Origin of the sequence: Streptomyces sp. NBC_00483 (assembly GCF_036013745.1) — a bacterium.
Classification (GTDB): domain Bacteria; phylum Actinomycetota; class Actinomycetes; order Streptomycetales; family Streptomycetaceae; genus Streptomyces.
On the sequence record NZ_CP107880.1, the window covers coordinates 4,512,837 to 4,537,035 of the forward strand.

At 70.3% G+C, this 24,199-nt stretch carries 19 protein-coding genes; 6 read left to right on the forward strand and 13 right to left on the reverse strand.

Going from position 1 to position 24,199, the window contains the following annotated elements:
• Positions 1-4 precede the first annotated feature (4 nt).
• The 6 genes from OHA73_RS20055 to OHA73_RS20080 all read right to left on the reverse strand — a co-directional run bounded on the left by OHA73_RS20055 (position 5) and on the right by OHA73_RS20080 (position 8,275).
• On the reverse strand, positions 5-1,468 hold the full coding sequence (locus tag OHA73_RS20055) for an aldehyde dehydrogenase family protein (RefSeq protein WP_327655756.1): 1,464 nt from the start codon (positions 1,466-1,468) through the stop codon (positions 5-7).
• Positions 1,465-3,204, reverse strand: a complete 1,740-nt coding sequence (locus OHA73_RS20060; RefSeq protein ID WP_327655757.1) for an N-acyl-D-amino-acid deacylase family protein — start codon at positions 3,202-3,204, stop codon at positions 1,465-1,467. Before OHA73_RS20060 ends, OHA73_RS20055 begins: the two co-directional genes overlap by 4 nt.
• Before the next feature lie 279 nt (positions 3,205-3,483).
• Positions 3,484-4,602, reverse strand: coding sequence for an LLM class flavin-dependent oxidoreductase (locus OHA73_RS20065; RefSeq protein ID WP_266711257.1), 1,119 nt, complete (start codon positions 4,600-4,602; stop codon positions 3,484-3,486).
• Between the two features lie 163 nt (positions 4,603-4,765).
• Positions 4,766-5,554: an SDR family NAD(P)-dependent oxidoreductase gene (locus OHA73_RS20070; protein WP_266711258.1), complete on the reverse strand. Its 789-nt coding sequence runs from the start codon at positions 5,552-5,554 to the stop codon at positions 4,766-4,768.
• A 52-nt stretch (positions 5,555-5,606) separates the two neighbouring features.
• A complete protein-coding gene (locus tag OHA73_RS20075) occupies positions 5,607-6,542 on the reverse strand; it encodes an LLM class F420-dependent oxidoreductase (RefSeq protein WP_327655758.1) in 936 nt (311 codons plus the stop codon).
• A gap of 464 nt (positions 6,543-7,006) precedes the next feature.
• Entirely contained in the window at positions 7,007-8,275 is a 1,269-nt protein-coding gene (locus OHA73_RS20080) for an amidohydrolase family protein (protein ID WP_266711260.1), read from the reverse strand.
• Between the two features lie 225 nt (positions 8,276-8,500).
• Between OHA73_RS20080 and OHA73_RS20085 the strand changes: the two genes are divergently transcribed.
• From OHA73_RS20085 to OHA73_RS20095, 3 genes are all read left to right on the forward strand, one after another.
• The gene (locus tag OHA73_RS20085) at positions 8,501-11,479 is read left to right on the forward strand and encodes an AfsR/SARP family transcriptional regulator (RefSeq protein WP_327655759.1); all 2,979 of its coding nucleotides are present in this window, start codon (positions 8,501-8,503) and stop codon (positions 11,477-11,479) included.
• Positions 11,480-11,682: 203 nt separating this feature from the next.
• The gene (locus OHA73_RS20090; protein WP_327655760.1) at positions 11,683-11,862 is read left to right on the forward strand and encodes a hypothetical protein; all 180 of its coding nucleotides are present in this window, start codon (positions 11,683-11,685) and stop codon (positions 11,860-11,862) included.
• 185 nt (positions 11,863-12,047) lie between these two features.
• Positions 12,048-12,209: a hypothetical protein gene (locus OHA73_RS20095; protein WP_327655761.1), complete on the forward strand. Its 162-nt coding sequence runs from the start codon at positions 12,048-12,050 to the stop codon at positions 12,207-12,209.
• Positions 12,210-12,404: 195 nt separating this feature from the next.
• Here the strand turns inward: OHA73_RS20095 and hemB are convergent, their stop codons facing one another.
• The 6 genes from hemB to OHA73_RS20125 all read right to left on the reverse strand — a co-directional run bounded on the left by hemB (position 12,405) and on the right by OHA73_RS20125 (position 19,305).
• The gene (gene hemB / locus OHA73_RS20100; protein WP_266711264.1) at positions 12,405-13,397 is read right to left on the reverse strand and encodes a porphobilinogen synthase; all 993 of its coding nucleotides are present in this window, start codon (positions 13,395-13,397) and stop codon (positions 12,405-12,407) included.
• 176 nt (positions 13,398-13,573) lie between these two features.
• Entirely contained in the window at positions 13,574-15,253 is a 1,680-nt protein-coding gene (locus OHA73_RS20105) for a bifunctional uroporphyrinogen-III C-methyltransferase/uroporphyrinogen-III synthase (RefSeq protein WP_266711265.1), read from the reverse strand.
• The gene (gene hemC / locus OHA73_RS20110; RefSeq protein ID WP_266711266.1) at positions 15,250-16,212 is read right to left on the reverse strand and encodes a hydroxymethylbilane synthase; all 963 of its coding nucleotides are present in this window, start codon (positions 16,210-16,212) and stop codon (positions 15,250-15,252) included. Before hemC ends, OHA73_RS20105 begins: the two co-directional genes overlap by 4 nt.
• Positions 16,209-17,861, reverse strand: coding sequence for a glutamyl-tRNA reductase (locus OHA73_RS20115; RefSeq protein WP_327655762.1), 1,653 nt, complete (start codon positions 17,859-17,861; stop codon positions 16,209-16,211). The genes hemC and OHA73_RS20115 overlap by 4 nt, the downstream gene beginning before the upstream one ends.
• Entirely contained in the window at positions 17,858-18,655 is a 798-nt protein-coding gene (locus OHA73_RS20120; protein ID WP_266711268.1) for a redox-sensing transcriptional repressor Rex, read from the reverse strand. The genes OHA73_RS20115 and OHA73_RS20120 overlap by 4 nt, the downstream gene beginning before the upstream one ends.
• 362 nt (positions 18,656-19,017) lie before the next feature.
• Complete coding sequence (locus OHA73_RS20125) at positions 19,018-19,305, reverse strand: glutaredoxin family protein (protein WP_371590794.1); 288 nt, start codon at positions 19,303-19,305, stop codon at positions 19,018-19,020.
• A gap of 106 nt (positions 19,306-19,411) precedes the next feature.
• On the opposite strand from OHA73_RS20125, the gene OHA73_RS20130 reads away from it, so the two are divergent.
• The 3 genes from OHA73_RS20130 to OHA73_RS20140 all read left to right on the forward strand — a co-directional run bounded on the left by OHA73_RS20130 (position 19,412) and on the right by OHA73_RS20140 (position 23,058).
• Entirely contained in the window at positions 19,412-20,401 is a 990-nt protein-coding gene (locus OHA73_RS20130) for an HAD family hydrolase (protein WP_443063099.1), read from the forward strand.
• Between the two features lie 338 nt (positions 20,402-20,739).
• Positions 20,740-21,564, forward strand: a complete 825-nt coding sequence (locus tag OHA73_RS20135; RefSeq protein WP_266711270.1) for an ECF subfamily RNA polymerase sigma factor, BldN family — start codon at positions 20,740-20,742, stop codon at positions 21,562-21,564.
• A 261-nt stretch (positions 21,565-21,825) separates the two neighbouring features.
• Positions 21,826-23,058 carry a DUF5667 domain-containing protein gene (locus OHA73_RS20140; protein ID WP_327655763.1) on the forward strand — a complete coding sequence of 411 codons (1,233 nt, stop codon included), beginning with the start codon at positions 21,826-21,828 and terminating at the stop codon, positions 23,056-23,058.
• 83 nt (positions 23,059-23,141) lie between these two features.
• On the opposite strand, the gene OHA73_RS20145 is transcribed toward OHA73_RS20140, so the two are convergent.
• Entirely contained in the window at positions 23,142-24,191 is a 1,050-nt protein-coding gene (locus tag OHA73_RS20145) for a lysophospholipid acyltransferase family protein (RefSeq protein WP_267070087.1), read from the reverse strand.
• Between the last annotated feature and the right edge of the window lie 8 nt (positions 24,192-24,199).

Sequence of the window (24,199 nt, forward strand, 5' to 3'; positions counted from 1 at the left end):
TGCGCTATCCCGGCCAGACGATCGACTGCCACTCGCTGTACGCGTGCAGGGCGTACGAGCCGACGTCCCGGCCCACCCCACTCTTCTTGAAGCCGCCGAACGGGGCCTCCATGTTCCGGCCGATGGTGTTCACGCCGACCCCGCCGGCCCGCAACCGCCGCGCGACCCGGAAGGCCCGCGCGACATCGCCCGACCACACGTAGTCGATGAGGCCGTAGTCGGAGTCGTTCGCGAGCGCGATCGCCTCGTCCTCGTCGCCGTCGAACGGGACCACGGCGACGACGGGCCCGAAGATCTCCTCGCGCACCACCCGCATGTCGTTGGTGCAGTCGGCGAGCAGAGTGGGAGCGACGTAGAACCCCTCGTCGAGACCGGCCGGACGCTCGCCGCCCGCGACGACCGTCGCACCCTCCTTGCGCCCCAACTCGACGTAGGACTCGACCCGTTCCCGATGTGCCGCCGAGATGACGGGCCCGACGACGGTCCCCTTCGCGCGCGGGTCACCGACCTTCATATAGCCGATGTACGCGGTGAGCTTGGCGACGAACTCGTCGTACACGGACCGGTGCACGATCGCCCGCGTCGGGGCCGTGCAGATCTGTCCGCTGTAGAAGGCGTACGTGGTGCCGATGCCGGCCACCGCCGAGTCCAGGTCCGCGTCGTCGAGGACGACCGCGGCGCCCTTGCCGCCCAGCTCCATCAACTGCCGCTTCATGGACCGGCCGCAGACCTCGCCGATGCGCTGTCCGACGGCGGTGGAGCCGGTGAAGGACACCATGTCGACGTCCGGGGAGTCGACGGCGGCCTCGCCGACGCCGACCTCGGTCCCGCTGACGACGTTCACGACACCCGCCGGGACGCCCGCCTCCTCAAGGGCCGCCGCCATCCGGAACACGGACAGCGGATCCTGCGGCGCGGGCTTCACGACGACCGTGTTGCCCATGGCGAGCGCGGGGGCGACCTTGCCCGCCGGGTTGGCCCACGGGTTGTTGTAGGAAGTGATGCAGGTGACGACGCCGACCGGCTGACGCACGGCGAGCGCGCCCGTCACGCCCGCCTTCCCCATCGGCCCGGCCTCGTTGATCTGCGGCGTCATCGCCTCCTCGACCGGTTCCAGGGCCCCCTTCGCGTACCGCCGGAACCGCGAGACGCCCACGCCGACCTGCATGCCGCGCGCGGTCCCGGTCGTCGCCCCGCTCTCCGCCTGCGCCAACTCGGCGTTGGCGACGAAGTCCCGCTGCATGAGGTCGGCGGCCCGGCCCAGAATCGCGGCCCGCTCCTCCGGCTTCGTACGCGACCAGGACCCGAAGGCGTCGCGGGCCGCGCGCGCGGCGTCGTACACCTGCTGCCGCGAGGCCTCGGGGGCGTGCCCGACGACGGACTCGCGCGCCGGATCGACGACGTCGTAGTGCCCGGCCTCGGGCTCGACCCACTCGCCGCCGATGAACAGCCGCTGGGATTCGCTCACTTGGTGCTCACCGTCCGCGTATCGGCGCCCGACCGCAGCACCTTCCCGGGCACCGCACCACTCACGACGTCCCCACGCATGGCCTCAACCCCGTTGACCCACACGGCAGTTATGCCGATGGCCTTGGAGTCGAGCCGCGGGCTGTCGCCCGGCAGATCGTGCAGGAGAGTCGCCTTGCCGGCATCGATGGTCTCGGGATCGAACAGTACGAGGTCGGCGTGCCAGCCCTCCTGGATCCGCCCGCGCTCCCGCAGTCCGAAGAGCTGCGCGGGATCGTCGGTGAGCATCTTCACCGCCTCCTCCAGCCCCAGCAGCTTCCGTCCCCGCAGGCAGTCCCCGATGAACCGGGTCGTGTACGGCGCCCCGCACATCCGGTCCAGGTGCGCGCCCGCGTCGGACCCGCCGAGCATGACGTCCTCGTGGTTCCAGGTCTCGGCCCGCAGCGCCCACGAGTCGGGGTCGTTGTCGGTCGGCATCGGCCACAGCACGGTCCTCAGCCCGTCGTTGGCGCAAATCTCGACGAGACACTCGAAGGGCTCCTGCCCCCGCTCGGCGGCGATGTCGTTGACGACCCGCCCGCTCAGACCCTCGTTGGCCTCGGAGTAGGTGTCCCCGATGACGTAGCGCCCGAAGTTCGCGAGCCGCCTGAAGACGCCGGCCTCCTTGCTGTCGGCGCGCCGCAGCATCTCGCCGCGCACGTCGGGGTCGCGGAGCTTGGCGATCCGCTCATCGACGGGCAACGCGAGGATCTCGCCCCACCCGGGTATCAGATTGAGCGCACAGAACGTCCCGAGGGACATGTTCATCGGCGTCAGGATCGGCATGGTCAGCGCGACGATCCGCCCACCCGACTTCCGGGCCCGCTCGCTCGCCTCCAGCTGCCGCGGCACCCGCTCGGGCACGGAGGCATCGATGGTGAGCACGTTCCAGTTGAGCGGCCGGCCGGCAGCAGCGCTCATGTCCACGAACAACTCGATCTCATCATCACTGAACTGATCGAGACACCCGGCCACGATGGCCTCGATCTGCGTCCCCTCGTACTCACCGACCGCCTTGCTCAGCGCGATCAGCTCGGCCGGCTTCGCGTGCCGGGAGGCGACGGGCTCGCCGTCCCCGTCGGAGTGCGAGGACGACTGGGTGGTGGAGAGCCCCCAGGCCCCGGCGTCCATCGCGTCCTTCAACAGCCCGATCATCCGGTCGAGTTGCTCAGGAGTCGGCTGCCCGCCGACGGCCTCGGCCCCCATCACGTACCGCCGCAGGGCGCAGTGCCCCACCATGAACCCGGCGTTGACGGCGATCCGCCCGTCGAGGGCGCCCAGATAGTCCCCGAACGAATTCCACGTCCACGGCGCACCCTCTTCGAGGGCGACCAGCGACATCCCCTCCACGCGGGACATCATCCGCCGCGTGTAGTCGGCGTCACCGGGCTGCTCCGGATTCAACGGGGCAAGCGTGAAACCGCAGTTGCCACCGGCGACCGTCGTCACCCCATGGTTCAACGAGGGCGTGGCGTACGGGTCCCAGAACAACTGGGCGTCGTAATGCGTATGCGGATCGACGAACCCGGGCGCGAGCACGAGCCCCGAGGCATCCTCGGCACTCCGCGCCTCCTCGGCGACCTTTCCGGACTCGGCGACAACGGCAATCCGCCCGTCCCGAATCCCGACATCAGCAACAAACCCGGGCGCCCCGGTCCCGTCGACAACGGTGGCGCCCTTGATGAGGTGGTCGAGCATACGACGACGTCTCCTTCCGGGATTCGGAACACTTCAAGCCCAGCGACGGGCCATCTCACGCCCGCATGACGGGCGCATCTCAAGCCCGGCGACGGGCGCATTTCAAGCCCCTGCGGCGTTTGAGCAGCGGGGTCCGGGGCGGAGCCCCGATCTTTCAAGCCCCGCTCTGGTGACGAGAGCCCGCGGGGCCCGGGGCAGAGCCCCCGCGACGTCAACCACGGCAAGGCCGAGGACCCCGACCTCCGTCCGGGAGGGGAAGCCGGGGCCGGTCCGAGAGGACTACGCAGCCGACCTGAACCTGGTCGTCCGATGCACCGGATCCGTGTCGATCTTCGGAATCACGTGCTCCCCGATCAGCTTGATCGAGTTGAGCGTGTCCTCATGCGACACCCCGATCGGCAACCCGAACGACAGCTGGTCGGCCCCCGCCTGCTCCCACCGCTTGCACTGCTGCAGCACCTCGTCCGGGTCCCCGCAGATCATCAGCTCCTCGGCGATGAGCAGCTCGATGATCTCCTCGGAGTAGTCCGGAAGCAGCTCGGGCCACTCCGGTATCCCCTCCGGCCGCGGGAACGTGTCGTGGTACCGGAACAGCAGCGACTGCAGGTAGTTGAGCCCGCCGCCCACGGCGATCTGCACCGCCTTCTCGTGCGTCTCGGCACAGATCGCCGTGGACGTCACCATGACGTTGTCGTTGACGAAGTCACCGATGGGGTCCGGGTCCTGGATGGCGGTCTTGTACTGCTCGAGCACCCACTCCATGTCGGAGACCTTCTGCACGCTGAAGCCCAGCACGCCGAGCCCCTTCTTGGCCGCCATGGCGTACGACGGCGGCGACCCGGCGGCGTACCACATGGCGGGGTGCGACTTCCCGTACGGCTTGGGCAGGATCTTGCGGGGCGGCAGCTCCCAGTGCTTGCCCTTGAACCCGACGTACTCGTCCTGGAGCCACATCTTCGGGAACTCGCGGATGGTCTCTTCCCAGATCTCCTTGGTGTAGTTCATGTCGGTCACACCCGGCATGAACCCGAGGATCTCGTGGGAGCCGGCGCCGCGCCCGCTGCCGAACTCGAACCGCCCCTCGCTGAGGTGGTCGAGCATGGCCACCTTCTCGGCGACCTTCACCGGGTGGTTGACCGGCGCGAGCGGATTGAAGATGCCGGAGCCCAAGTGAATGCGCTCGGTCGCATGGGCCAGGTACCCGAGGAACACATCGTTCGCGGAAAGGTGCGAGTACTCCTCCAGGAAGTGGTGCTCGGACGCCCAGGCGTACTTGAAGCCGGACTTGTCCGCCTGGATGACGTACTCGGTCTCGTTCATGAGCGCGCGGTGCTCGGCCGTCGGGTCGGTCAGCGCCTGCTTGCCCAAGTATCCCTGTACAAAGAGCCCGAATTCCAAGGAGGTTCACCGTCCTCGTCAGTTTCTGACGCATCGTCAGATTGGTTGGATCGACTGTTCCACCGGACCCGCCCACCGTCAATACCTGACGCATCGTCAGCTACTGCTGGAGAGTTGGCCCGAAGGGTTCAAGCGAGAGTTCGATTCGAAAGGGAACGGGCGGTCACAGCACGCTGACGCCCGCCAGCCACCCGCCGTCCACGACGAACGGCTGCCCGGTGATGTACGCCGAGTCCTCCTCGGAGCTGAGGAAGAGCGCGAGCCGCGCGACCTCCTCCGGCTTCCCGACCCGGCCGAGCGGCACGAGCTTGCGGTACAGGTCGTCGAGCGCCTGGGCCGCCTCCTCGGTGTTGGCCTCGGGGTCGAGCTGGGAGGGGTTGCTCATGGCGGTGTCGATGGCGCCGGGGCAGACGGCGTTGACGCGGATCTTCTGCGCGGCCAGCTCCAGCGCGGCGACCCGCGTGAGCCCCACGATGGCGTGCTTGGTGGCGGTGTACGCGCCGACGTACGCCATGCCCGTCACCCCCGTGTACGAGGAGGTGTTGACGATGGACCCGCCGCCCGCGGCACCGATCTCGGGCGCGACGGTCTTGATCCCCAGAAACGCCCCCACCTGATTGACCTGAATGATCTGCTGAAACTCATCCAGAGGCGTCGAAACCAGCTCGTTGAACCGCAGAATCCCCGCGTTGTTGACGAGCCCGTCGATCTTCCCGAAGGCGGCCTTCGCGGAGCCGACGGCGGCGACCCAGTCCTCCTCCTTGCTCACGTCCAGGTGTACGTAGACGGCGTTGCCGTTGCCGATGTCCTTGGCGACGGCCTCACCCTGATCGTCGAGCACATCGGCGACGACGATCTTCGCCCCCTCCGAGGCGAAGAGCCGTGCCTCCTGCTCCCCCTGTCCGCGCGCCGCACCGGTGATGAGGACCACGCGTCCGTCGAGCTTGCCCATGCGTCAAACCCCTTAACTTGTCGGTCAGTTGACGTCGATCGGATGACGTCGATCAGGTGACGTCGTTCAGGTGCGGAGCGGTATCGGTGGCGAAGGCCGCCATCTGATCGGTGAGTTCCTCGCGCGTCCGGCTGCGGAAGCGGATCTGGATCTGCCGGACGCCCATCGCGGCGTAGGCCCGCAGCGACTCGGCGATCGCCTCGCCCGACCCGGACAGGGTGCGCCGCCCGACGTCCCACGTCGGCTCGCCCATGTACAGCGGCTCGGTGATCGCGCCCACGGTGAGCGGCGCCTCGATCCCGGCCTCGGCGCGCAGCCGCCGCAGCTTTTCGATCTGCTGCGGGAGCCGGTCCCGCGGGTCGCCCTGCGGCAGCCACCCGTCGCCCTTGAGCGCGGCCCGGCGCACGGCGGGGGCGGAGGAGCCGCCGACCCAGATCGGCACGCGCGCCTGGGCGGGCCTCGGCCGCTGCCCAAGCCCCTCGAACCGAAACAACTCCCCCTTGTGCACGGGGAATTCCTCGGGCCCGAGCGCGGCCTTCAACGCGTCCACGCTCTCGTCGAGCACGGCGCCGCGCCGCGCGAAGTCGACGCCGAGCGCCTCGAACTCCTCCTGTACGTGCCCGGCCCCGACGCCCAGGACGAGCCGCCCGCCACTGAGGTGGTCGAGGGTCGCGTACTGCTTGGCCGAGACGAGCGGATGCCGCAGGCCGACGACCGCGACGTGGCTGAGCAGCCGCACGCGTTCGGTGACACCGGCCAGGAAGGCGAGCGTGGCGACGGGGTCGTACCAGGTCGTCGACATGGCGTCGGCGAGCCGGCGCGGGATGGCGACGTGGTCGCAGCTCGCGATGTAGTCGAACCCGCTCCGGTCGGCGGTGCGGGCGACCTCTGCGAGATCCTCCACACCGGCGCCGGCCTCCCAGGGTTCGGCGTAGATGGCGCTCTGGGACTGAATCGGGAGCTGCATCCCGTAGGCGAGCGAAGCCATGAGAACCCCTGCCACTAGGTTTCCTGACGGTCCGTCACATTCGGCGGATGCGCAACATCCTGAGGTCTGACGGTGCGTCAGGCAAGAGTTCTCGCACGGTCCCACGCCACGGGGCTCCGCCCCGGCCCCCCGGGGCGGAGCCCCAAATCAATCCCCGCTCTGGTGACGAGAGCCCGCGGGGCCCCAAATAGAGCCCCTGCGGCGATTGAGCAGCGGGGTATGGGGCAGAGCCCCAAATAAAGCCCCGCCGGCGATTGAGGCGCGGGGTCCGGGGCAGAGCCCCGATCTTTCAAGCCCGGCCGGCGATCGAGGCGCGGGGCCCAAATAAAGCCCCTGCGGCGATTGAGCAGCGGGGCCCGGGGCAGAGCCCCGCGACCGCAACCCCGCCTCCGGGCACCGAGCACCGAGCACCGAGCCCCCGGCCCCCGCCACCCGGCCCCCGCCACCCCACACCCGCCCCCCGATCAGGGCCTCCAGCACCCATCCCGATCCAGACCGAGCAGGTCAATCGCATTGCCCCGCACCAGCCGGTCCACCACATCCGGCGCCAGGTGCCCCATCTGCGCCTCACCGACCTCCTTCGACTTGGGCCACGTCGAGTCCGAGTGCGGATAGTCCGTCTCGTACAGAACATTCCCGACCCCGATCGAGTCGAGGTTCTTCAGCCCGAACGCGTCGTCGAAGAAACAGCCGAAGACGTGCTCGGCGAAGTACTCCGACGGCGGCTTGCGCACCTTGTCGGCGACGCCGCCCCAGCCCCGGTTCTCCTCCCAGACCACGTCGGCCCGCTCGAGGATGTACGGGATCCACCCGATCTGCCCCTCCGCGTACATGATCTTCAGGCTCGGGAACCGCTCGAACTTGCCGCTCATCAGCCAGTCCACCATCGAGAAACAGCAGTTGGCGAAGGTGATGGTCGACCCGACGGCCGGCGGCGCGTCCGGCGACGTCGACGGCATCTTGCTGCTGGACCCGATGTGCATGGCGATGACGGTCCCGGTCTCGGCGCACGCCGCGAGGAACGGGTCCCACTCGTCCGTGTGGATGGACGGCAGCCCGAGATGCGGCGGAATCTCCGAGAACGCGACCGCCCGCACCCCGCGCGCGGCATTGCGCCGCACCTCGGCCGCCGCCAACTCGGGGTCCCACAGCGGTACGAGGGTCAGCGGTATGAGCCGCCCCTGCGCCTCGGGCCCGCACCACTCCTCCACCATCCAGTCGTTGTACGCCCGGACGCCGAGCAGCCCGAGCTCCCGGTCCTTGGCCTCCGTGAACGTCTGCCCGCAGAAGCGCGGGAACGTGGGGAAGCAGAGCGCGGACTGGACGTGGTTGACGTCCATGTCGGCGAGCCGCTCAGGAACGCTGAAGGACCCGGGCCGCATCTGCTCGTACGTGATGACTTCCAGCTTGATCTCGTCCCTGTCGTAGCCCACCGCGGTGTCGAGCCTGGTCAGCGGCCGGTGCAGGTCCTCGTACACCCACCAGTCGCCGATCGGCCCGTCGTCGCCGGGCGCGCCCATGACCGGTGCGAACTTCCCGCCCAGGAAGGTCATTTCCTTCAGGGGGGCGCGGACGATACGGGGCCCGGTGTCGCGGAACTTCTTCGGCAGCCGGTCGGACCAGACGTTCGGCGGCTCCACCGTGTGGTCGTCGACGGAGATGATTCGCGGGAAGTCGGCCGATTCCAGGGGAGTTTGAACGTTTCGGGTGCTTTCTGTCTCCGTGGTCTCCATGCGCTCACGGTAGCGCCGATCTGACGACCCGTCAGCTAGTGGGGACCCAGTGGTTCCCGATGGCCCGTGCGTGAGGTCTCTGTGATGGGTGCCTTCCATGGCTGACGTTTCCGTCAGGAACAAGGCAAACTGACGGGAGTTGTCTTTGATGTGCGCGCGACACGGCGCGCCGGTTGGACGGCGCGGCAGAATGATGTGCGGACGTGGCAGCAGGGAGCAGTGAAGATGGCCGGTGGACCGCGGGTACCGGAGCAGCGGCGTGCCGCCCCGCCCGAGGACCCCTCGGACGCGGCCCCGGCCACCGGCGCCGACCTGCGCTTCAGCGTGCTCGGACCGGTGCGGGCCTGGCGCGGCGGAGAGCCCCTGTCCACCGGCTCCCCGCAGCAGCGCGCCCTCCTCGCCGCCCTCCTGCTGCGCCAGGGGCGCACGGCGACGGCGGCCGAACTCATCGACTCCGTATGGGGCGAGGAGTCCCCGTCGCAGGCGCTGGCCGCGATCCGCACGTACGCCTCGCGGCTGCGCAAGATCCTCGGCCCCGGCGTCCTGGAGACCGAGGCCGGCGGCTACGCGCTGCGGATGGCGCGGCCCGACGCCCTTGACCTCGTGGCGGCCGAGGAGCTGGCGGCGCAGGCCGAGCGGGCGCGGCAGTCCGCCGACCTGTGCCGGGCGCGGACGCTGGTGAACGAGGCGCTCGACCTCTGGGACGGCGAACCGCTGGCCCACGTACCGGGTCCGCACGCGGAGACGGAGCGCGCCCGCCTCGACGAATGGCGCCTCCAACTCCTGGAAAACCGCCTCGACATGGACCTGGAGCAGGGCTGCCACGCGGAGGCGGTCTCGGCCCTCACCGCGCTCACCGCGGACCACCCCCTCCGCGAGCGCCTGCGCGAACTGCTGATGCTCGCCCTCTACCGCTCGGGCCGCCAGGCGGAGGCCCTCGCCGTCTACGCGGACACCCGCCGCCTCCTCGCCGACGAGCTCGGGGTGGACCCGCGCGCCGGCCTCTCGGAGCTCCAGCAGCGCATCCTCCAGGCGGACCCGTCCCTGGCGGAGCCCTCGGCGCAGCCGCCGGAGCCCTCGCAGACACCGCAGCGCCCGGCCCAACTCCCGGCCACAGTCCCGGACTTCACAGGCCGCGCGTCCTTCGTGACGGAACTCAGCGAGACGCTCGCCGCCGCGTCCTCCGAATCGGGCACCGGCTCGGTGATGGCGGTCTCGGCGGTGGCGGGCATCGGTGGCGTCGGCAAGACCACCCTCGCCGTGCACGTGGCGCACGCGGCGCGCGCCGCGTTCCCCGACGGCCAGCTCTACGTGGACCTCCAGGGCACGAGCCCGCGCTGCGCCGAACCCGAGACGGTCCTCGGCTCCTTCCTCCGCGCGCTCGGCGTCCCGGAGTCGGCGGTCCCCGAGTCCCTGGAGGAGCGCTCGGCCCTGTTCCGCTCGACCCTCGACGGCCGCCGGACCCTGGTCCTCCTCGACAACGCGCGGGACGCGGCGCAGGTCAGGCCGCTGCTGCCCGGCACGGCGGGCTGCGCGGCGCTGATCACGGGCCGCGTCCGGATGGTCGACCTGGTGGGCGCGCACCTGGTGGACCTGGACGTCATGTCCCCCGACGAGGCACTGCTCCTCTTCACCCGCATCGTCGGCGAGGAGCGCGTGACATCGGAGCGCAAGGCGGCGCTCGACGTCGTCGCGGCCTGCGGCTTCCTCCCCCTGGCAATCCGCATCGCGGCCTCCCGCCTCGCGGCCCGCCGCACGTGGACGGTCTCGGTCCTCGCCGCGAAGCTCGCGGACGAGCGCCGCCGCCTCGACGAGCTCCAGGCCGGCGACCTCGCGGTCAAGGCCACCTTCGAACTCGGCTACGGCCAACTGGAACCGGCCCAGTCCCGCGCCTTCCGCCTCCTCGGCCTCGCCGACGGCCCCGACATCTCCCTCGCGGCGGCCTCCGCGGTCCTCGACCTCGACATCGAGTCGACGGAGGACGTCCTGGAATCCCTGGTCGACACCTCCCTCCTGGAATCCGCCGCCCCGGGCCGCTACCGCTACCACGACCTCGTACGCCTCTACGCGCGTGCGTGCGCGGAACGGGACGAGACGAGCACGGACCGGGACGGGGCGCTCTCCCGCCTGCTGGACTTCTATCTGGCGACGGCGACGGGCGTCTACGCGATCGAACGGCCGGGCGACCGCCTCGTGGACCACGTGGCCCCCACGACCCACCCGGGCCTGTCCTTCGCGGACCAGGCGACAGCTCTGGACTGGCTGTTCGCAGAGGCCGAATGCCTCCTGGCCTGCCTCCAACAGTCGCTGCGGGCTCCCTTGTTGCGCAGGGCGGCGAGCCTCATTCTCGTGGCCAAGGACCTGTCCGAGTCCGGAGCAAGTTCGCTCCGGTACGAGCATGCGGCGGTCGCGCTCCGCGACACGGCCCATGACCTGGGCGATGCCGTCGCGGAGGCGCGGGCTCGGACGACGCTGTCCCAGGTGTGGGCGTTCGCGGGCCGGTTCGACGACGCGGGCCGGGAAGCAGCGGCGGCCATGGACCTCGACGTCGACGCGGACCCCTGGTCGGACGGCCACGCGCCGCACGAGCGCGGCATCATCGCCTTCTACAGGAACGATCTCGACCAGGCGGAGACGTACCTTCGTACGGCCCTGGAGAACTTCCGGGCGGACAAGAACACTCCCGGTGAGGCCAGCGCGCTCTGCAATCTCTCGCGCATCCACCTGGCCCAGAACAGAACCGGCAGCGCCATAGAACTCGCCGAGCAGGGAATCCAGATCTACGACCGCCTCGGCACGGCCCTGCGCCTGGCCAACGGACGGTACGCCCTCGGGCTGGCACTGACCGCGGCGCGCCGATATGGCGAGGCCCTCGACCAACTCACCGCCGCACTCGGCATCTTCCGCGAGAATCGCCAACCCCTGTGGGAGGGCGTCACACACCTCCGGCTCGCCGAGGTCCATCTCGGGGCCAAGCGGGCCCCGCTCGCCGCCGCCCACGCCGAGCAGGCCATCGCGCTGCGCGGCATCGGTGGCGAGTGGCGCAGGGGAGGCATACTCACCGTCCTGGGCCGGGCGTTGGCGATGCTCGGACAGCCGGATCGGGCCCATGCCTGTTGGAGCGAGGCCCTCGCGATCTACGAGCGTCTCGGTTCCCCCGAGGCCGCCGAGGTCCGGGCGCTGATGAAGCCCGTCGCCGCATAGGCCCGTCGGGCGGCCGTTCATCATTCGTTTATCCCGGAGCGCCACTCTCTTCCTTGCCGACCCGTCGCGTCGGGGGGCAGACGGATTGGCGGTGGGGCCGGCCGTTACGGTGACGGCCCCCACGATGGCCGCCCGGCAACCCACGGGGGAGTTGCCGGGCGGGCGTCTTCCGTACGCACGCCACTCACAGAGGGACCATCGCCATGAGCGACAAGATCAAGCCGCAGGACAGCCACATCTCGAGCGAAGAACTCGACGAGGTGAAGCCGCTCGACAGTCACATCTCGAGCGAAGAACTCGACGAGGTGAAGCCGCAGGACAGCCACATCTCCGGCGGCACCGTCACCCCGCAGGACTCGCACATATCGAGCGAGCCGGCCTGAGAGCCACCACGGAGACGGGGACCGGCCGCGGCGGCTCGGAGGGGGAACCGCCGCGGCCGAGGCGTACCCAAGGACGAGTTCAGGCCATTCGACGGCCGGAACCCTTCGAACACTCGAACATCTCTCCCTCTTGGCACTAGCGTCACTCGCCGACCAGAGTTCGTATCGCGCCCAGAGGAGTAGGTATGACTCGCACCAAGAAGGCCCTCGTCACCGTCGCCGTCGCGATCGCCGCCGTCGGCGGGGCTGCCGCCTCCGCGTCCGCCAACACGCACGTCACCGTGACGCCGAACAACACCCACGTCACGGTGGCGCCGGACAACACCCACGTCACCGGCGCCAATTGATCCACGTCAGGTAACGCGCGCGAAGGCCGGGCCCCGAGCCCGGCCCTTCGTCATGCCGACCGGAACGCGCCCGCCTCCACGCCGCCGATCGAGGAGCAAGGGCCAGGACACGCGCCCCATTCCAGCCCCGCCGGCGCTTGAGGCGCGGGGCCCGGGGCAGAGCCCCGCGACCGCAACCACGTCGCGCCGGAACCCTCAGTCCAGCTTGCGCGCCACTTCCGTGGCCCAGTACGTGAGGATCATGTTCGCGCCGGCCCGCTTGATACCGAGCAGCGACTCCATGATCGACTTGTCCCGCTCGATCCAGCCCCGCTGCGCCGCCGCCTCGATCATCGCGTACTCGCCACTGATCTGGTACGCGGCGACCGGCACGTCCGCCTCGTCGGCCACCCGAGCCAGGATGTCGAGGTACGGACCCGCCGGCTTCACCATCACCATGTCGGCGCCCTCTTCGAGGTCGAGCGCCAACTCCCGCAGGGACTCCCGGATGTTGGCCGGGTCCTGCTGGTACGTCTTGCGGTCACCCTTGAGCGAGGAGCCGACGGCCTCGCGGAACGGGCCGTAGAAGGCGGAGGAGTACTTCACCGAGTAGGCGAGCACGGCGACGTCCTCGCGCCCGATCTGGTCCAACGCGTCGCGTACGACGCCGATCTGACCGTCCATCATGCCGCTCGGGCCCACGATGTGCGCGCCCGCGTCCGCCTGGACCTGCGCCATCTCCGCGTACCGCTCCAGCGTCGCGTCGTTGTCGATCCGGCCCTGCTCGTCGAGGACGCCACAGTGGCCGTGGTCCGTGAACTCGTCCAGGCACAGGTCGGACATGACGAGCAGGTCGTCGCCGACCTCGGAGCGGACGTCGCGCAGCGCGAGCTGGAGGATGCCGTCGGGGTCGGTGCCGACCGTGCCCCGCCCGTCCTTCTTCTCGTCCAGCGGCACGCCGAACAGCATGATCCCGGAGACGCCCGCCTCCGCGGCCTCGGCCGCCGCCTTCTTCAGGGAGTCACGGGTGTGCTGGTACACGCCCGGCATGGAGCCGATCTCCACCGGGGCGTCGATCCCCTCGCGCACGAACGCGGGGAGGATCAGGTCGGACGGATGCAGCCGCGTCTCGGCGACCATGCGCCGCATGGTGGGAGTCGTCCGCAGCCGCCGCGGCCGCGAACCGGGGAAAGAACCGTACCGAGTCACTGAACCTGTCACCTCTACCTACGTGCTGTGTTCTCCCGGGGGACGACCCCCGAACCCCCAGCCGGACAAGCAGGCCGACCGGGGCCCAGGTAGGGCCGTGCCCGGAAAACGGAGTAAACCGGAAGGGCGGGCACCCGGACCCGTAAGCCCGGAAAATGCCCGCCCCACACTCTTCCTTACGGAGCCGCGCGCCTGCGCCGCGACCCGGGTCGCCGCTCGCTGGGCCGGGTGACCGGGTCACCCGCCTCGATCGCGGCAACCCGCCGCTTGGTGCCGAAGTCGGCAAGCGCGGCCGCCAGCTTGAGCACCGACGGCTCCGGAGCCATCACGTCGACCCGCAGGCCGTGCTCCTCGGCCGTCTTGGCGGTCGCCGGGCCGATGCAGGCGATCACCGTCACGTTGTGCGGCTTGCCCGCGATGCCGACCAGGTTGCGCACCGTGCTCGACGACGTGAACAGAACGGCGTCGAAACCGCCGCCCTTGATCGCCTCACGCGTGTCCGCCGGCGGCGGCGACGCGCGCACGGTCCGGTACGCCGTGACGTCGTCGACCTCCCAGCCCAGCTCGATGAGCCCGGCGACGAGGGTCTCGGTCGCGATGTCGGCACGCGGCAGGAAGACGCGGTCGATCGGGTCGAAGACCGGGTCGTACGGCGGCCAGTCCTCCAGGAGACCCGCGGCCGACTGCTCGCCGCTCGGCACCAGGTCCGGCTTCACGCCGAAGGCGATGAGGGCCTGCGCCGTCTGGTCGCCCACCGCCGCGACCTTGATCCCGGCGAAGGCGCGGGCGTCGAGCCCGTACTCCTCGAACTTCTCGCGGACGGCCTTGACCGCGTTCACCGAGGTGAAGGCGATCCACTCGTAGCGGCCCGTCACCAGGCCCTTGACCGCGCGCTCCATCTGCTGCGGCGTGCGCGGCGGCTCGACCGCGATGGTCGGCACCTCGTGCGGCACGGCGCCGTAGGAACGAAGCTGGTCGGAGAGCGAGACCGCCTGCTCCTTCGTCCGCGGGACGAGCACGCGCCAGCCGAACAGCGGCTTCGACTCGAACCACGACAGCTGGTCGCGCTGGGCGGCTGCGGAACGCTCGCCGACCACGGCTATCACCGGGCGGTTGCCCTCCGGCGACGGCAGCACCTTGGCCTGCTTCAGCGTCTGCGCGATGGTGCCGAGCGTCGCCGTCCATGTCTTCTGGCGCGTCGTCGTACCGGCGACCGTCACGGACAGCGGGGTGTCGGGCTTGCGGCCCGCCGCCACCAGCTCACCGGCCGCGGAGCCCACCGAGTCGAGCGTCGTCGACACGACGACCGTGCCGTCGGACGCGCCGACCTCGGTCCAGCAGCGCTCGGAGGCGGTGGCCGCGTCCACGAAGCGGACATCGGCGCCCTGCTGGTCGCGGAGCGGCACTCCGGCGTACGCGGGCACGCCCACGGCCGCCGCGATGCCGGGCACGACCTCGAAGGTGATGCCGGCGGTCGCGCAGGCCAGCATCTCCTCGGCCGCGTACGTGTCGAGGCCGGGGTCCCCGGTGACCGCACGCACGACCCGCTTGCCGCCCCGTGCGGCCTCCATGACAAGATTGGCCCAGTCCCTCAGAGCCGGGACCACGACGGCAGTTGACGAGCCGTCAGCGGTCGCCGGGCGCTCCGGGGCACCCGTGGCGTCGAGGACGGTCACGCCGGCCTTGGCATGCGTCCGCACGACGTCGAGCACTTCGGGCTCGGCGATCAGCACATCCGCTCGGGACAGGGCCTCCACGGCCCTGAGGGTCAGCAGTCCCGGATCTCCGGGACCCGCACCCAGGAAGGTGACGTGCCCAGGTGCCCAGGCGGTCGATACAGCGGTGGTGGGGCTCATCGTGCTCGCTCCCCCATCAGACCGGCCGCACCCTTGGCCAGCATCTCGGCGGCGAGTTCCCGCCCGAGTGCCAGCGCCTCGTCCTCGGACGAGGGCACGGGACCGGTGGTGGTCAGCTGCACCAGCTCGGAGCCGTCGGTGGTACCGACGACGCCGCGCAGGCGCATTTCCTTGGCAGTCTGCCCGTCGGCCAGCAGGTCGGCCAGCGCACCCACAGGTGCACTGCAGCCGGCCTCCAGGGCGGCGAGCAGGGTTCGCTCGGCGGTCACGGCGGCCCGCGTGAGCGGGTCGTCCAACTCGGCGAGCATGGCCACGAGTTCACCGTTGTCGGCGGCACACTCGATGGCCAGTGCCCCCTGGCCGGGGGCGGGCAGAATCATGTCGGTCGGGAGGAACTCGGTGACTTCCTCGCTACGACCGGTACGGCTGAGCCCTGCGGCCGCGAGGACCACCGCGTCCAGCTCGCCCTTCTCGACGAAGCCGATCCGGGTGTCGATGTTCCCACGGATCGGCACGGTCTCGATCCGTATGCCGTGGCTGCGCGCGTACGCGTTCAGCTGCGCCATGCGGCGCGGCGAACCGGTACCCACGCGGGCACCCTCGGGGAGATCGGTGAACTTCAGTCCGTCGCGCGCGATCAGCACGTCCCGCGGGTCCTCGCGCACCGGTACGGCGGCGAGGGCCAGCTCAGCGGGCTGCGCGGTCGGCAGGTCCTTGAGGGAGTGCACCGCGAAGTCGACCTCGCCCCGGGCGAGCGCGTCGCGCAGCGCGGTGACGAAGACTCCGGTGCCGCCGATCTGCGCGAGGTGCTCGCGGGAGGTGTCACCGTACGTGGTGATCTCCACAAGCTCGACCTCGCGGCCGGTCAACTGACGTACGGCTTCGGCCACTTGCCCGGACTGGGCCATGGCCAGCTTGCTGCGCCTGGTGCCCAGCCTCAGGGCTTTCTCGGCGGTCATGCCGGGCCTCGATTCTTGCCTTCTGCTTCGTGGGGGGTGGCCCGGGAAACGGCGGCGACCGTCTCCTGGTCCAGGTCGAACAGGGTCCGCAGGGCGTCCGCGTACCCGGCACCGCCGGGCTCGGCGGCCAGCTGCTTGACCCGTACGGTCGGCGCGTGCAGCAGCTTGTCCACCACGCGCCGCACGGTCTGGGTGATCTCCGCGCGCTGCTTCTCGTCCAGGCCGGGGAGCCTGCCGTCGAGCCGGGCGATCTCGCTCGCCACCACGTCCGCGGCCATCGTGCGCAGCGCGACGACGGTCGGCGTGATGTGCGCGGCCCGCTGCGCGGCACCGAACGCGGCGACCTCGTCGGCCACGATGGTCCGCACCAGGTCGACGTCGGCGGCCATGGGGGCGTCCGCGGAGGCGTCGGCGAGCGACTCGATGTCGACGAGGCGGACCCCGTCGATCCGGTGCGCGGCCGCGTCGACATCGCGCGGCATCGCCAGGTCGAGCAGGGCGAGCGCCACCTGTCGTACGGGCTCGGGGGTGCGCTCGCGGCGCATCTCCGGCACCCGTCCGGCGACGGCGAGGGCGGCGATGGTCTCGGCCTCGGAGAGGCGGACCTGCTCACCGGGCGCGTTGTCGACCCAGGCGCCGTGCTGCTCAAGGGCTGCGGCGTCGAACCCGGCGACCGCGGCCTCGCCCTCGACGGAGAAGCCACCGCGCACCGTCTCGGCGGAGCGGCTGTCGCTTCCGGCCTTGCCTGCGGCGGGAGTCGTGGAGCCGGGCACCTCGCTGCCCGCGGTCGGCGTGCGGCCCGCGACGGCGGAACGTATGGCCTCGGCGGTCAGGACGAGACCGGTCGCGCCGGTGCAGGAGATGGCGACGTCGGCACGTGTCAGTTCGTCCGCCACGGCGTCCATCGCGACCGCACGGGCCGCCGTTCCGGCCTCGTTCAAACTGTGTCCGTAGTTCTCTTCGAGAAGGGCCACGAGGCGGTCGGCGCGCTCCACCGTCCGGTTGGCGACGACGACCTCGGCCACTCCGGCCCGCGCGAGCGTGGCCGCGGCGAGCGAGGACATCGAGCCGGCGCCGATCACGAGCGCCCGCTTGCCCTGCGCCCACGCGTCCACCGACTGCCCGGCGGCGAGCTGCTCGAGGCCGAAGGTGACGAGCGACTGCCCGGCACGGTCGATCCCGGTCTCCGAGTGGGCGCGCTTGCCCACCCGCAGGGCCTGCTGGAAGAGGTCGTTGAGGAGCTTGCCCGCGGAGTGCAGCTCCTGGGCGCGCGCGAGGGTGTCCTTGATCTGGCCGAGGATCTGGCCCTCGCCGACCACCATCGAGTCGAGCCCGCACGCCACCGAGAACAGGTGGTGCACCGCCCGGTCCTCGTAGTGCACATAAAGATAGGGAGTGAGCTCTTCGAGGCCCACACCGCTGTGCTGCGCGAGCAACGTCGACAGCTCGGCGACACCGGCGTGGAACTTGTCCACGTCCGCGTACAGCTCGATGCGGTTGCAGGTCGCGAGCACCGCGGCCTCGGCGGCCGGTTCGGCGGCGAGCGTGTCCTGCAGCAGCTTCGCCTGGGTGTCCGCGTTCAGCGCGGCACGCTCCAGAACGCTGACAGGGGCGCTGCGGTGGCTCAGACCTACGACGAGGAGGCTCATGCCGGCATCACGGCGGGCACGTCCCCGTCGGGTCCCTTGCGCTCGTCGTTGTGCCTCTCGGCGGCGGGCTTGGTGACCTTGGCGGCCGGGCCTTCGAGACCCACCGCGCCCTCGGCCTCCTCCACCGGGCTCTCGCCGGCCTTGCGCTGCTCGTGGAAGGCGAGGATCTGCAGCTCGATGGAGAGGTCGACCTTGCGCACGTCGACGCCGTCGGGAACGGAGAGCACCGTCGGCGCGAAGTTCAGGATGGAGGTGATCCCGGCGGCGACGAGCCGGTCGCAGACCTGCTGCGCGGCACCGGCCGGGGTCGCGATGACGCCGATGGAGACGCCGTTCTCGTCGATGATCTTCTCGAGGTCGTCGGCGTGCTGCACGGCCATGCCCGCGACGGACTTGCCGGTCATCGCCGGATCGGCGTCGATCAGGGCCGCGACGCGGAAGCCGCGCGAGGCGAAACCACCGTAATTGGCAAGCGCCGCACCGAGGTTACCGATACCGACCATCACGATCGGCCAGTCCTGCGTGAGGCCCAGCTCACGTGAGATCTGGTAGACGAGGTACTCGACGTCGTAGCCCACGCCGCGGGTCCCGTACGAACCGAGGTACGAGAAGTCCTTGCGCAGCTTCGCGGAGTTGACCCCCGCGGCGGCCGCGAGCTCCTCGGAGGAGACCGTGGGTACCGAGCGTTCCGACAGAGCGGTGAGGGCTCGGAGGTACAGCGGAAGCCTGGCGACGGTGGCCTCGGGAATTCCTCGGCTGCGGGTCGCCGGTCGGTGAGTTCGGCCAGTTGCCACGGTGCTCCTGCGGGTAGAGCGGGGCTGTGGGCGGCACCCTGCTACTCGACCGCCCCGTCGAATGCAGGCTATGTCTTTGTGAACGCGTGCACAAAGATGGTGTCCGATTTGCCCGGCCAACGTGACCGGGCTCACGCGCGCCCCGCGCGCCTCCCTGGAACCGGCGCGCAGGTAGCTTCGTTGCTCACCTGTGGAGGCCAAAACGGCACACTCTCCTCAACGTTGCCAAGATCCACGCCCCCGAGACCAAAACCGCCCCCGATCCTAAGCGACTTTTGGGACCAGTTGGACTGGTCGGTCAGTGACCTGTGCGACCGGACGACGGCCGGCCGCGACCGACCTGGGGCTTCGTACGCGGACCGTCACCGAGTGAGCGCGTGCCGCAGCCGCTCCTCCTTCACGCGCCAGAAATCGTGCTGCGCTCCGTCGACGAGAACGACCGGGATCTGTTCCCAGTACTTGCGGTACAGCTCCTCGTCCTCGGTGATGTCCTTCTTCTCCCAGGCCGCGCCGACCTCGGCGCACACCTTCTCGATCACCGACTGTGCGTCGTCACACAGATGACAGCCGGGCTTCCCGATCAGCGTGACGATCCGCTCACGCGGATCCTTCTTCTCGCGGTTGCGAAAAATGGGACTCATACCGGCCATTCTCGCCCCACACGCGGCCCTCCTGTCGCCGAGAATTCACGTGCGGACAGGCTCCCGAAACCCGCGCGACTCCGGAACCCCCGAACAGACTGGCTATGCTCACGACATGTCCCGCCCGTCTCCCGACCACCACCCCGGTAGGAGGCACTTCGTGCCGAAGCATGGAATGGGATGGCTCACACCCCGTAGGCGCTCCGCCACCGCGCGGAGCGTGCTGGCAGGCGAGGCTTCGGCCGAGGCCGCCCGCAAGTCCTCCCAGGAGCTGGAGGACCAGGCTCCGCCGGTCGACGAGGACCTACAAGAACCGGAGTTCCCGGTCGCGGGCGACGACAAGGCCGCCGCCTTCTTCGACCTGGACAACACGGTGATGCAGGGCGCGGCGATCTTCCACTTCGGCCGCGGCCTCTACAAGCGGAAGTTCTTCGAGCGCCGGGAGCTGACCCGATTCGCCTGGCAGCAGGCCTGGTTCAGGCTCGCCGGCGTCGAGGACCCCGAGCACATGCAGGACGCGCAGAACAGCGCCCTGTCCATCGTGAAGGGCCACCGCGTCGCCGAGCTGATGTCCATCGGCGAGGAGATCTACGACGAGTACCTGGCCGAGCGGATCTGGCCCGGCACCCGCGCCCTCGCCGAGGCCCACCTGGACGCGGGCCAGAAGGTCTGGCTGGTCACCGCCGCGCCCGTGGAGATCGCCACGGTCATCGCCCGCCGCCTCGGCCTGACCGGCGCGCTCGGCACGGTCGCCGAGTCCATCGGCGGCGTCTACACCGGCAGGCTCGTCGGCGAACCGCTGCACGGCCCCGCGAAGGCCGAGGCGGTCCGCGCGCTCGCCTCCGCCGAGGGCCTGGAGCTCGGCCGCTGCGCCGCGTACAGCGACTCGCACAACGACATCCCGATGCTCTCGCTCGTCGGCCACCCGTACGCGATCAACCCGGACGCGAAGCTGCGCAAGTACGCGCGCGAGCGCGACTGGCGCCTTCGGGACTACCGCACGGGCCGCAAGGCCGCGAAGGTCGGGATCCCCGCCGCGGCCGGCGTCGGCGCGGTCGCGGGCGGCACGGCGGCGGCGATCGCACTGCACAGGCGCCGTCGCTGACGGTCGGTCGCCTACGGTCACCGAGCGGTCGAGGACGACATTCCGACCGTCTTACCCGTGTCCCGCTCCCGCCAGTCCTGTAAGTACCACTCGGCCACAACACGTCACCACCAGAGCCGGAACTTGAACGTAATCGATCAACAAGTGGTCACTCTCTGGTACTTGAAACGCCGTCGAGCGACTACAGAAGTGACGTAATCGGTGATTTGAGCAACTGGGTGTAGTGCTCCCTGCACGAAGCGTTATTCTCCTCAGACGCAAACCGGTACCCACGCGTCAGTACGACGGGTGAACGGTCCCGCACTGCACGTGATGGAAGCTCTGCCTCTGGGAGTCCCGTGTACCCACACGTCGGGGTTGACGCCTCGGGCCTGGCAACGCTGCACGCGACGGTCGTGGACCGCTTGCGCGGTTTCGTCCCCACCGCGTACGCCGTCCCCGCCCTCGCCGCTGCGGCAGCGTCGGCCGTGCCCGCCCCTGCCTCGCCATGTTTCGCCATGGCCGATTCGACCGCGGCCACCGTCGGCAGACGGGCCCGTTCCGGGTCCGCCGGCGCCTCGGGCACCGCGGCCAGGTCGGCCACACCTACGGCCCGCCGTCCCGCGGCCGACAGCGACAGTGCCCGCATGATGGATCTGGTCGAGCGCGCCCAAGGGGGCGAGGCCGACGCGTTCGGCCGGCTCTACGACCAGTACAGCGACACTGTGTACCGCTATATCTATTACCGCGTCGGCGGAAAGGCGACGGCGGAGGACCTCACCAGTGAGACCTTCCTGCGTGCGCTGCGCCGCATCGGCACGTTCACCTGGCAGGGCCGCGACTTCGGCGCCTGGCTGGTCACGATCGCGCGCAACCTGGTCGCGGACCACTTCAAGTCGAGCCGTTTCCGCCTCGAAGTGACCACGGGCGAAATGCTCGATGCGAACGAGGTGGAGCGTTCCCCCGAGGACTCCGTCTTGGAGTCCCTCTCGAACGCGGCGCTGCTCGACGCCGTGCGCCGCCTCAACCCACAGCAGCAGGAGTGCGTCACGCTGCGCTTCCTGCAGGGCCTGTCCGTCGCCGAGACCGCTCGCGCGATGGGCAAGAACGAGGGCGCGATCAAGACCCTCCAGTACCGGGCGGTGCGCACCCTGGCGCGCCTTCTGCCGGACGACGCCCGCTGAGCCCCGGGGCCTCTTCTTCAGCCCTGGGGCCGTTACTGCCCGCAGTCTCCAACTCACCTACGGTGAAAGCGAGATGGGATCGCGCTCGGATCACCTTTCGCGCGTAACCGAAGTACCGAGCCGCTCGTTGTGCGGGATGCAGGCTCCCTGTGGTCACTCCCGACCGGGATTCACTCACTCGTTGGTGTGTATCCGGGTCCGGGGTGCAACCCCAGGACCCCCTGGGAAGTCGACCGTCATGAGTGAGAGGAGGTGCCGCCAGTGATCGCGAACGTCTCGGCACACCGGCGGGCGAACGCCTTCGCCCAGGCCCTGGAGGACCAGTCCGACCAGGACCCGTCGGCGCAGCAACCGGAAGAAGAACCGGCCGCCCGGCGCAGCGATGCGGCGACGGCCGAGGAGGGCGGGCTGCTGTCCCTGGCCGCGGCTCTCGGCGAGCTGCCGAAGCCGGAGTTCGATCCCGAGGTCAAGATGGTGCAGCGGGCGCAGCTCGTCGCCGCCATGGAGGCCATGGTCCAAGAGGGCGGCGCGGCCACCTCCGTACCCAAGCAGCGCCAGGGCAAGGGCGCCCACCGGGCGAGTCCACTGCGGAAGCTGCGGCCCCGCTCCCGTCTGAGCAAGGGCATCGCGGCGGGCGGGCTCACCGTCGGCGTGGCCGCGGGCGCCTTCAGCGGTGTGGCCGCGGCGTCGTCCAGCGCACTGCCGGGCGACCACCTCTACGGCCTCAAGCGCGGCATGGAGGACCTCAAGCTGGGCATGGCGCACAGCGACTCCGACAAGGGGCAGGCCTACCTCGACCAGGCGTCGACGCGGCTGAGCGAGGCGCGGCGGCTCATGGAGCGCGGCCGCACCGGACAGCTCGACCACGAGTCCGTGGGTGAGGTCAGGCGCGCGCTCTCCGGGGTGCAGTACGACGCCTCCGAGGGCCACCGGCTCCTCAGCGACGCGTACAAGCGCGACGGCGCCCTCGGCCCGATCCAGGCCCTGTCCACCTTCTCCGACGCGCACAGGCAGAGCTGGACGGCCCTGAGCGACCGCCTGCCGGTCCAGCTCGGGGACGTACGGGACCAGGTCAGCTCGGTCTTCGACGCCATAGACGAAGAAGTCGGCCCGCTGCGCTCCCTGCTGCCGCGGACCCCGGACGAGAAGGGCGGCGCGACGAGCCCGGGCACCAGCCAGGACGGTACGTCGCCGGGCACCCCGGACACCGGCAGCTCCACCCCGTCCGGATCCGGCTCCGCCTCCGACGACGGCAAGACGTCGACGAAGCCGAAGCCGTCCACGTCCGACACCGGCAAGGACGAGGAGGGCCTGCTCGGCGAGAACACGGGCGGCCTCCTCGACCCGCCGAAGGAAAAGACGACCCCGCCCTCCTCGGACGACAGCCCGGACTCCAACACCGGCACGGGCTCCCCGAAGCCGGACGTGACGGTGCCCCCGCTGCTCCCGGGCCTCCTGCCGGGCCTGGGCGTCGACGGCGAGGACGCGAACTAGCGCACCGCGCAGCAGACAGGGCCCGAGGCTTGCCTCGGGCCCTGTTCTCGTTCAGAAGAACACCGCTTCAGAAGAACACGGCTTCAGAAAAACACCGACCGCCGCTGCACCAGCAACTTGTACAACGTGTGCTGGATCTGTTCGCGGACCTGGTCCGTCAGGTTGAACATCAGCATCGGGTCCTCCGCCGCCTCCGGCGGGTAGCCGTCCGTCGGGATCGGCTCGCCGAACTGGATCGTCCACTTCGTCGGCAGCGGCACCGCACCCAACGGCCCCAGCCACGGGAACGTGGGCGTGATCGGGAAGTACGGGAAGCCGAGGAGCCGCGCCAAGGTCTTGGCGTTGCCGACCATCGGGTAGATCTCCTCCGCCCCGACGATCGAGCACGGCACGATCGGCGTGCCGGCGCGCAGCGCGGTCGACACGAACCCGCCCCGCCCGAAGCGCTGCAGCTTGTACCGCTCGCTGAACGGCTTGCCGACGCCCTTGAAGCCCTCCGGCATGACGCCGACCAGCTCACCGCTCTCGAGCAGCCGCTGCGCGTCCTCCGCGCAGGCCAGCGTGTGCCCGGCCTTGCGCGCCAGCTCGTTGACCACCGGCAGCATGAACACCAAGTCGGCCGCGAGCAGCCGCAGGTGGCGGTTCGCCGGATGGTTGTCGTGCACGGCGACCTGCATCATCAGGCCGTCGAGCGGCAGCGTCCCCGAGTGGTTGGAGACGATCAGGGCCCCGCCCTCGGACGGGATGTTCTCGATGCCCTTCACGTCGACCCGGAAGTACTTCTCCGCGAGCGGCCGGAGCAGCGACATCAGGACCTGGTCGGTGAGTTCCTCGTCGTAACCGAACTCGTCGACGTCGTAGTCCCCGGTGATCCGCCGCCGCAGAAACGCGAGCCCGCCCGCGATCTTCCGCTCCCAGCCGCCGCCCTGCGACGGCTCGCCCGGCTCCTCGGGCCCGGGTTCGGGCGCGGATTCGGACGGTGGCTGCTGCAAGGGCCGCACCTCCCGTACGGCCACGGGTTCGCCCTTGCGTCGCCCGCCGCTCCCCGGGCCCCGGCCGCGGCGCGCGGCACCCTTCGCCGCCGCCCCTCGCGACCTGTCGTCGTCGAACGGAATGACCTTGGCGTCCGCCATCGTTGATG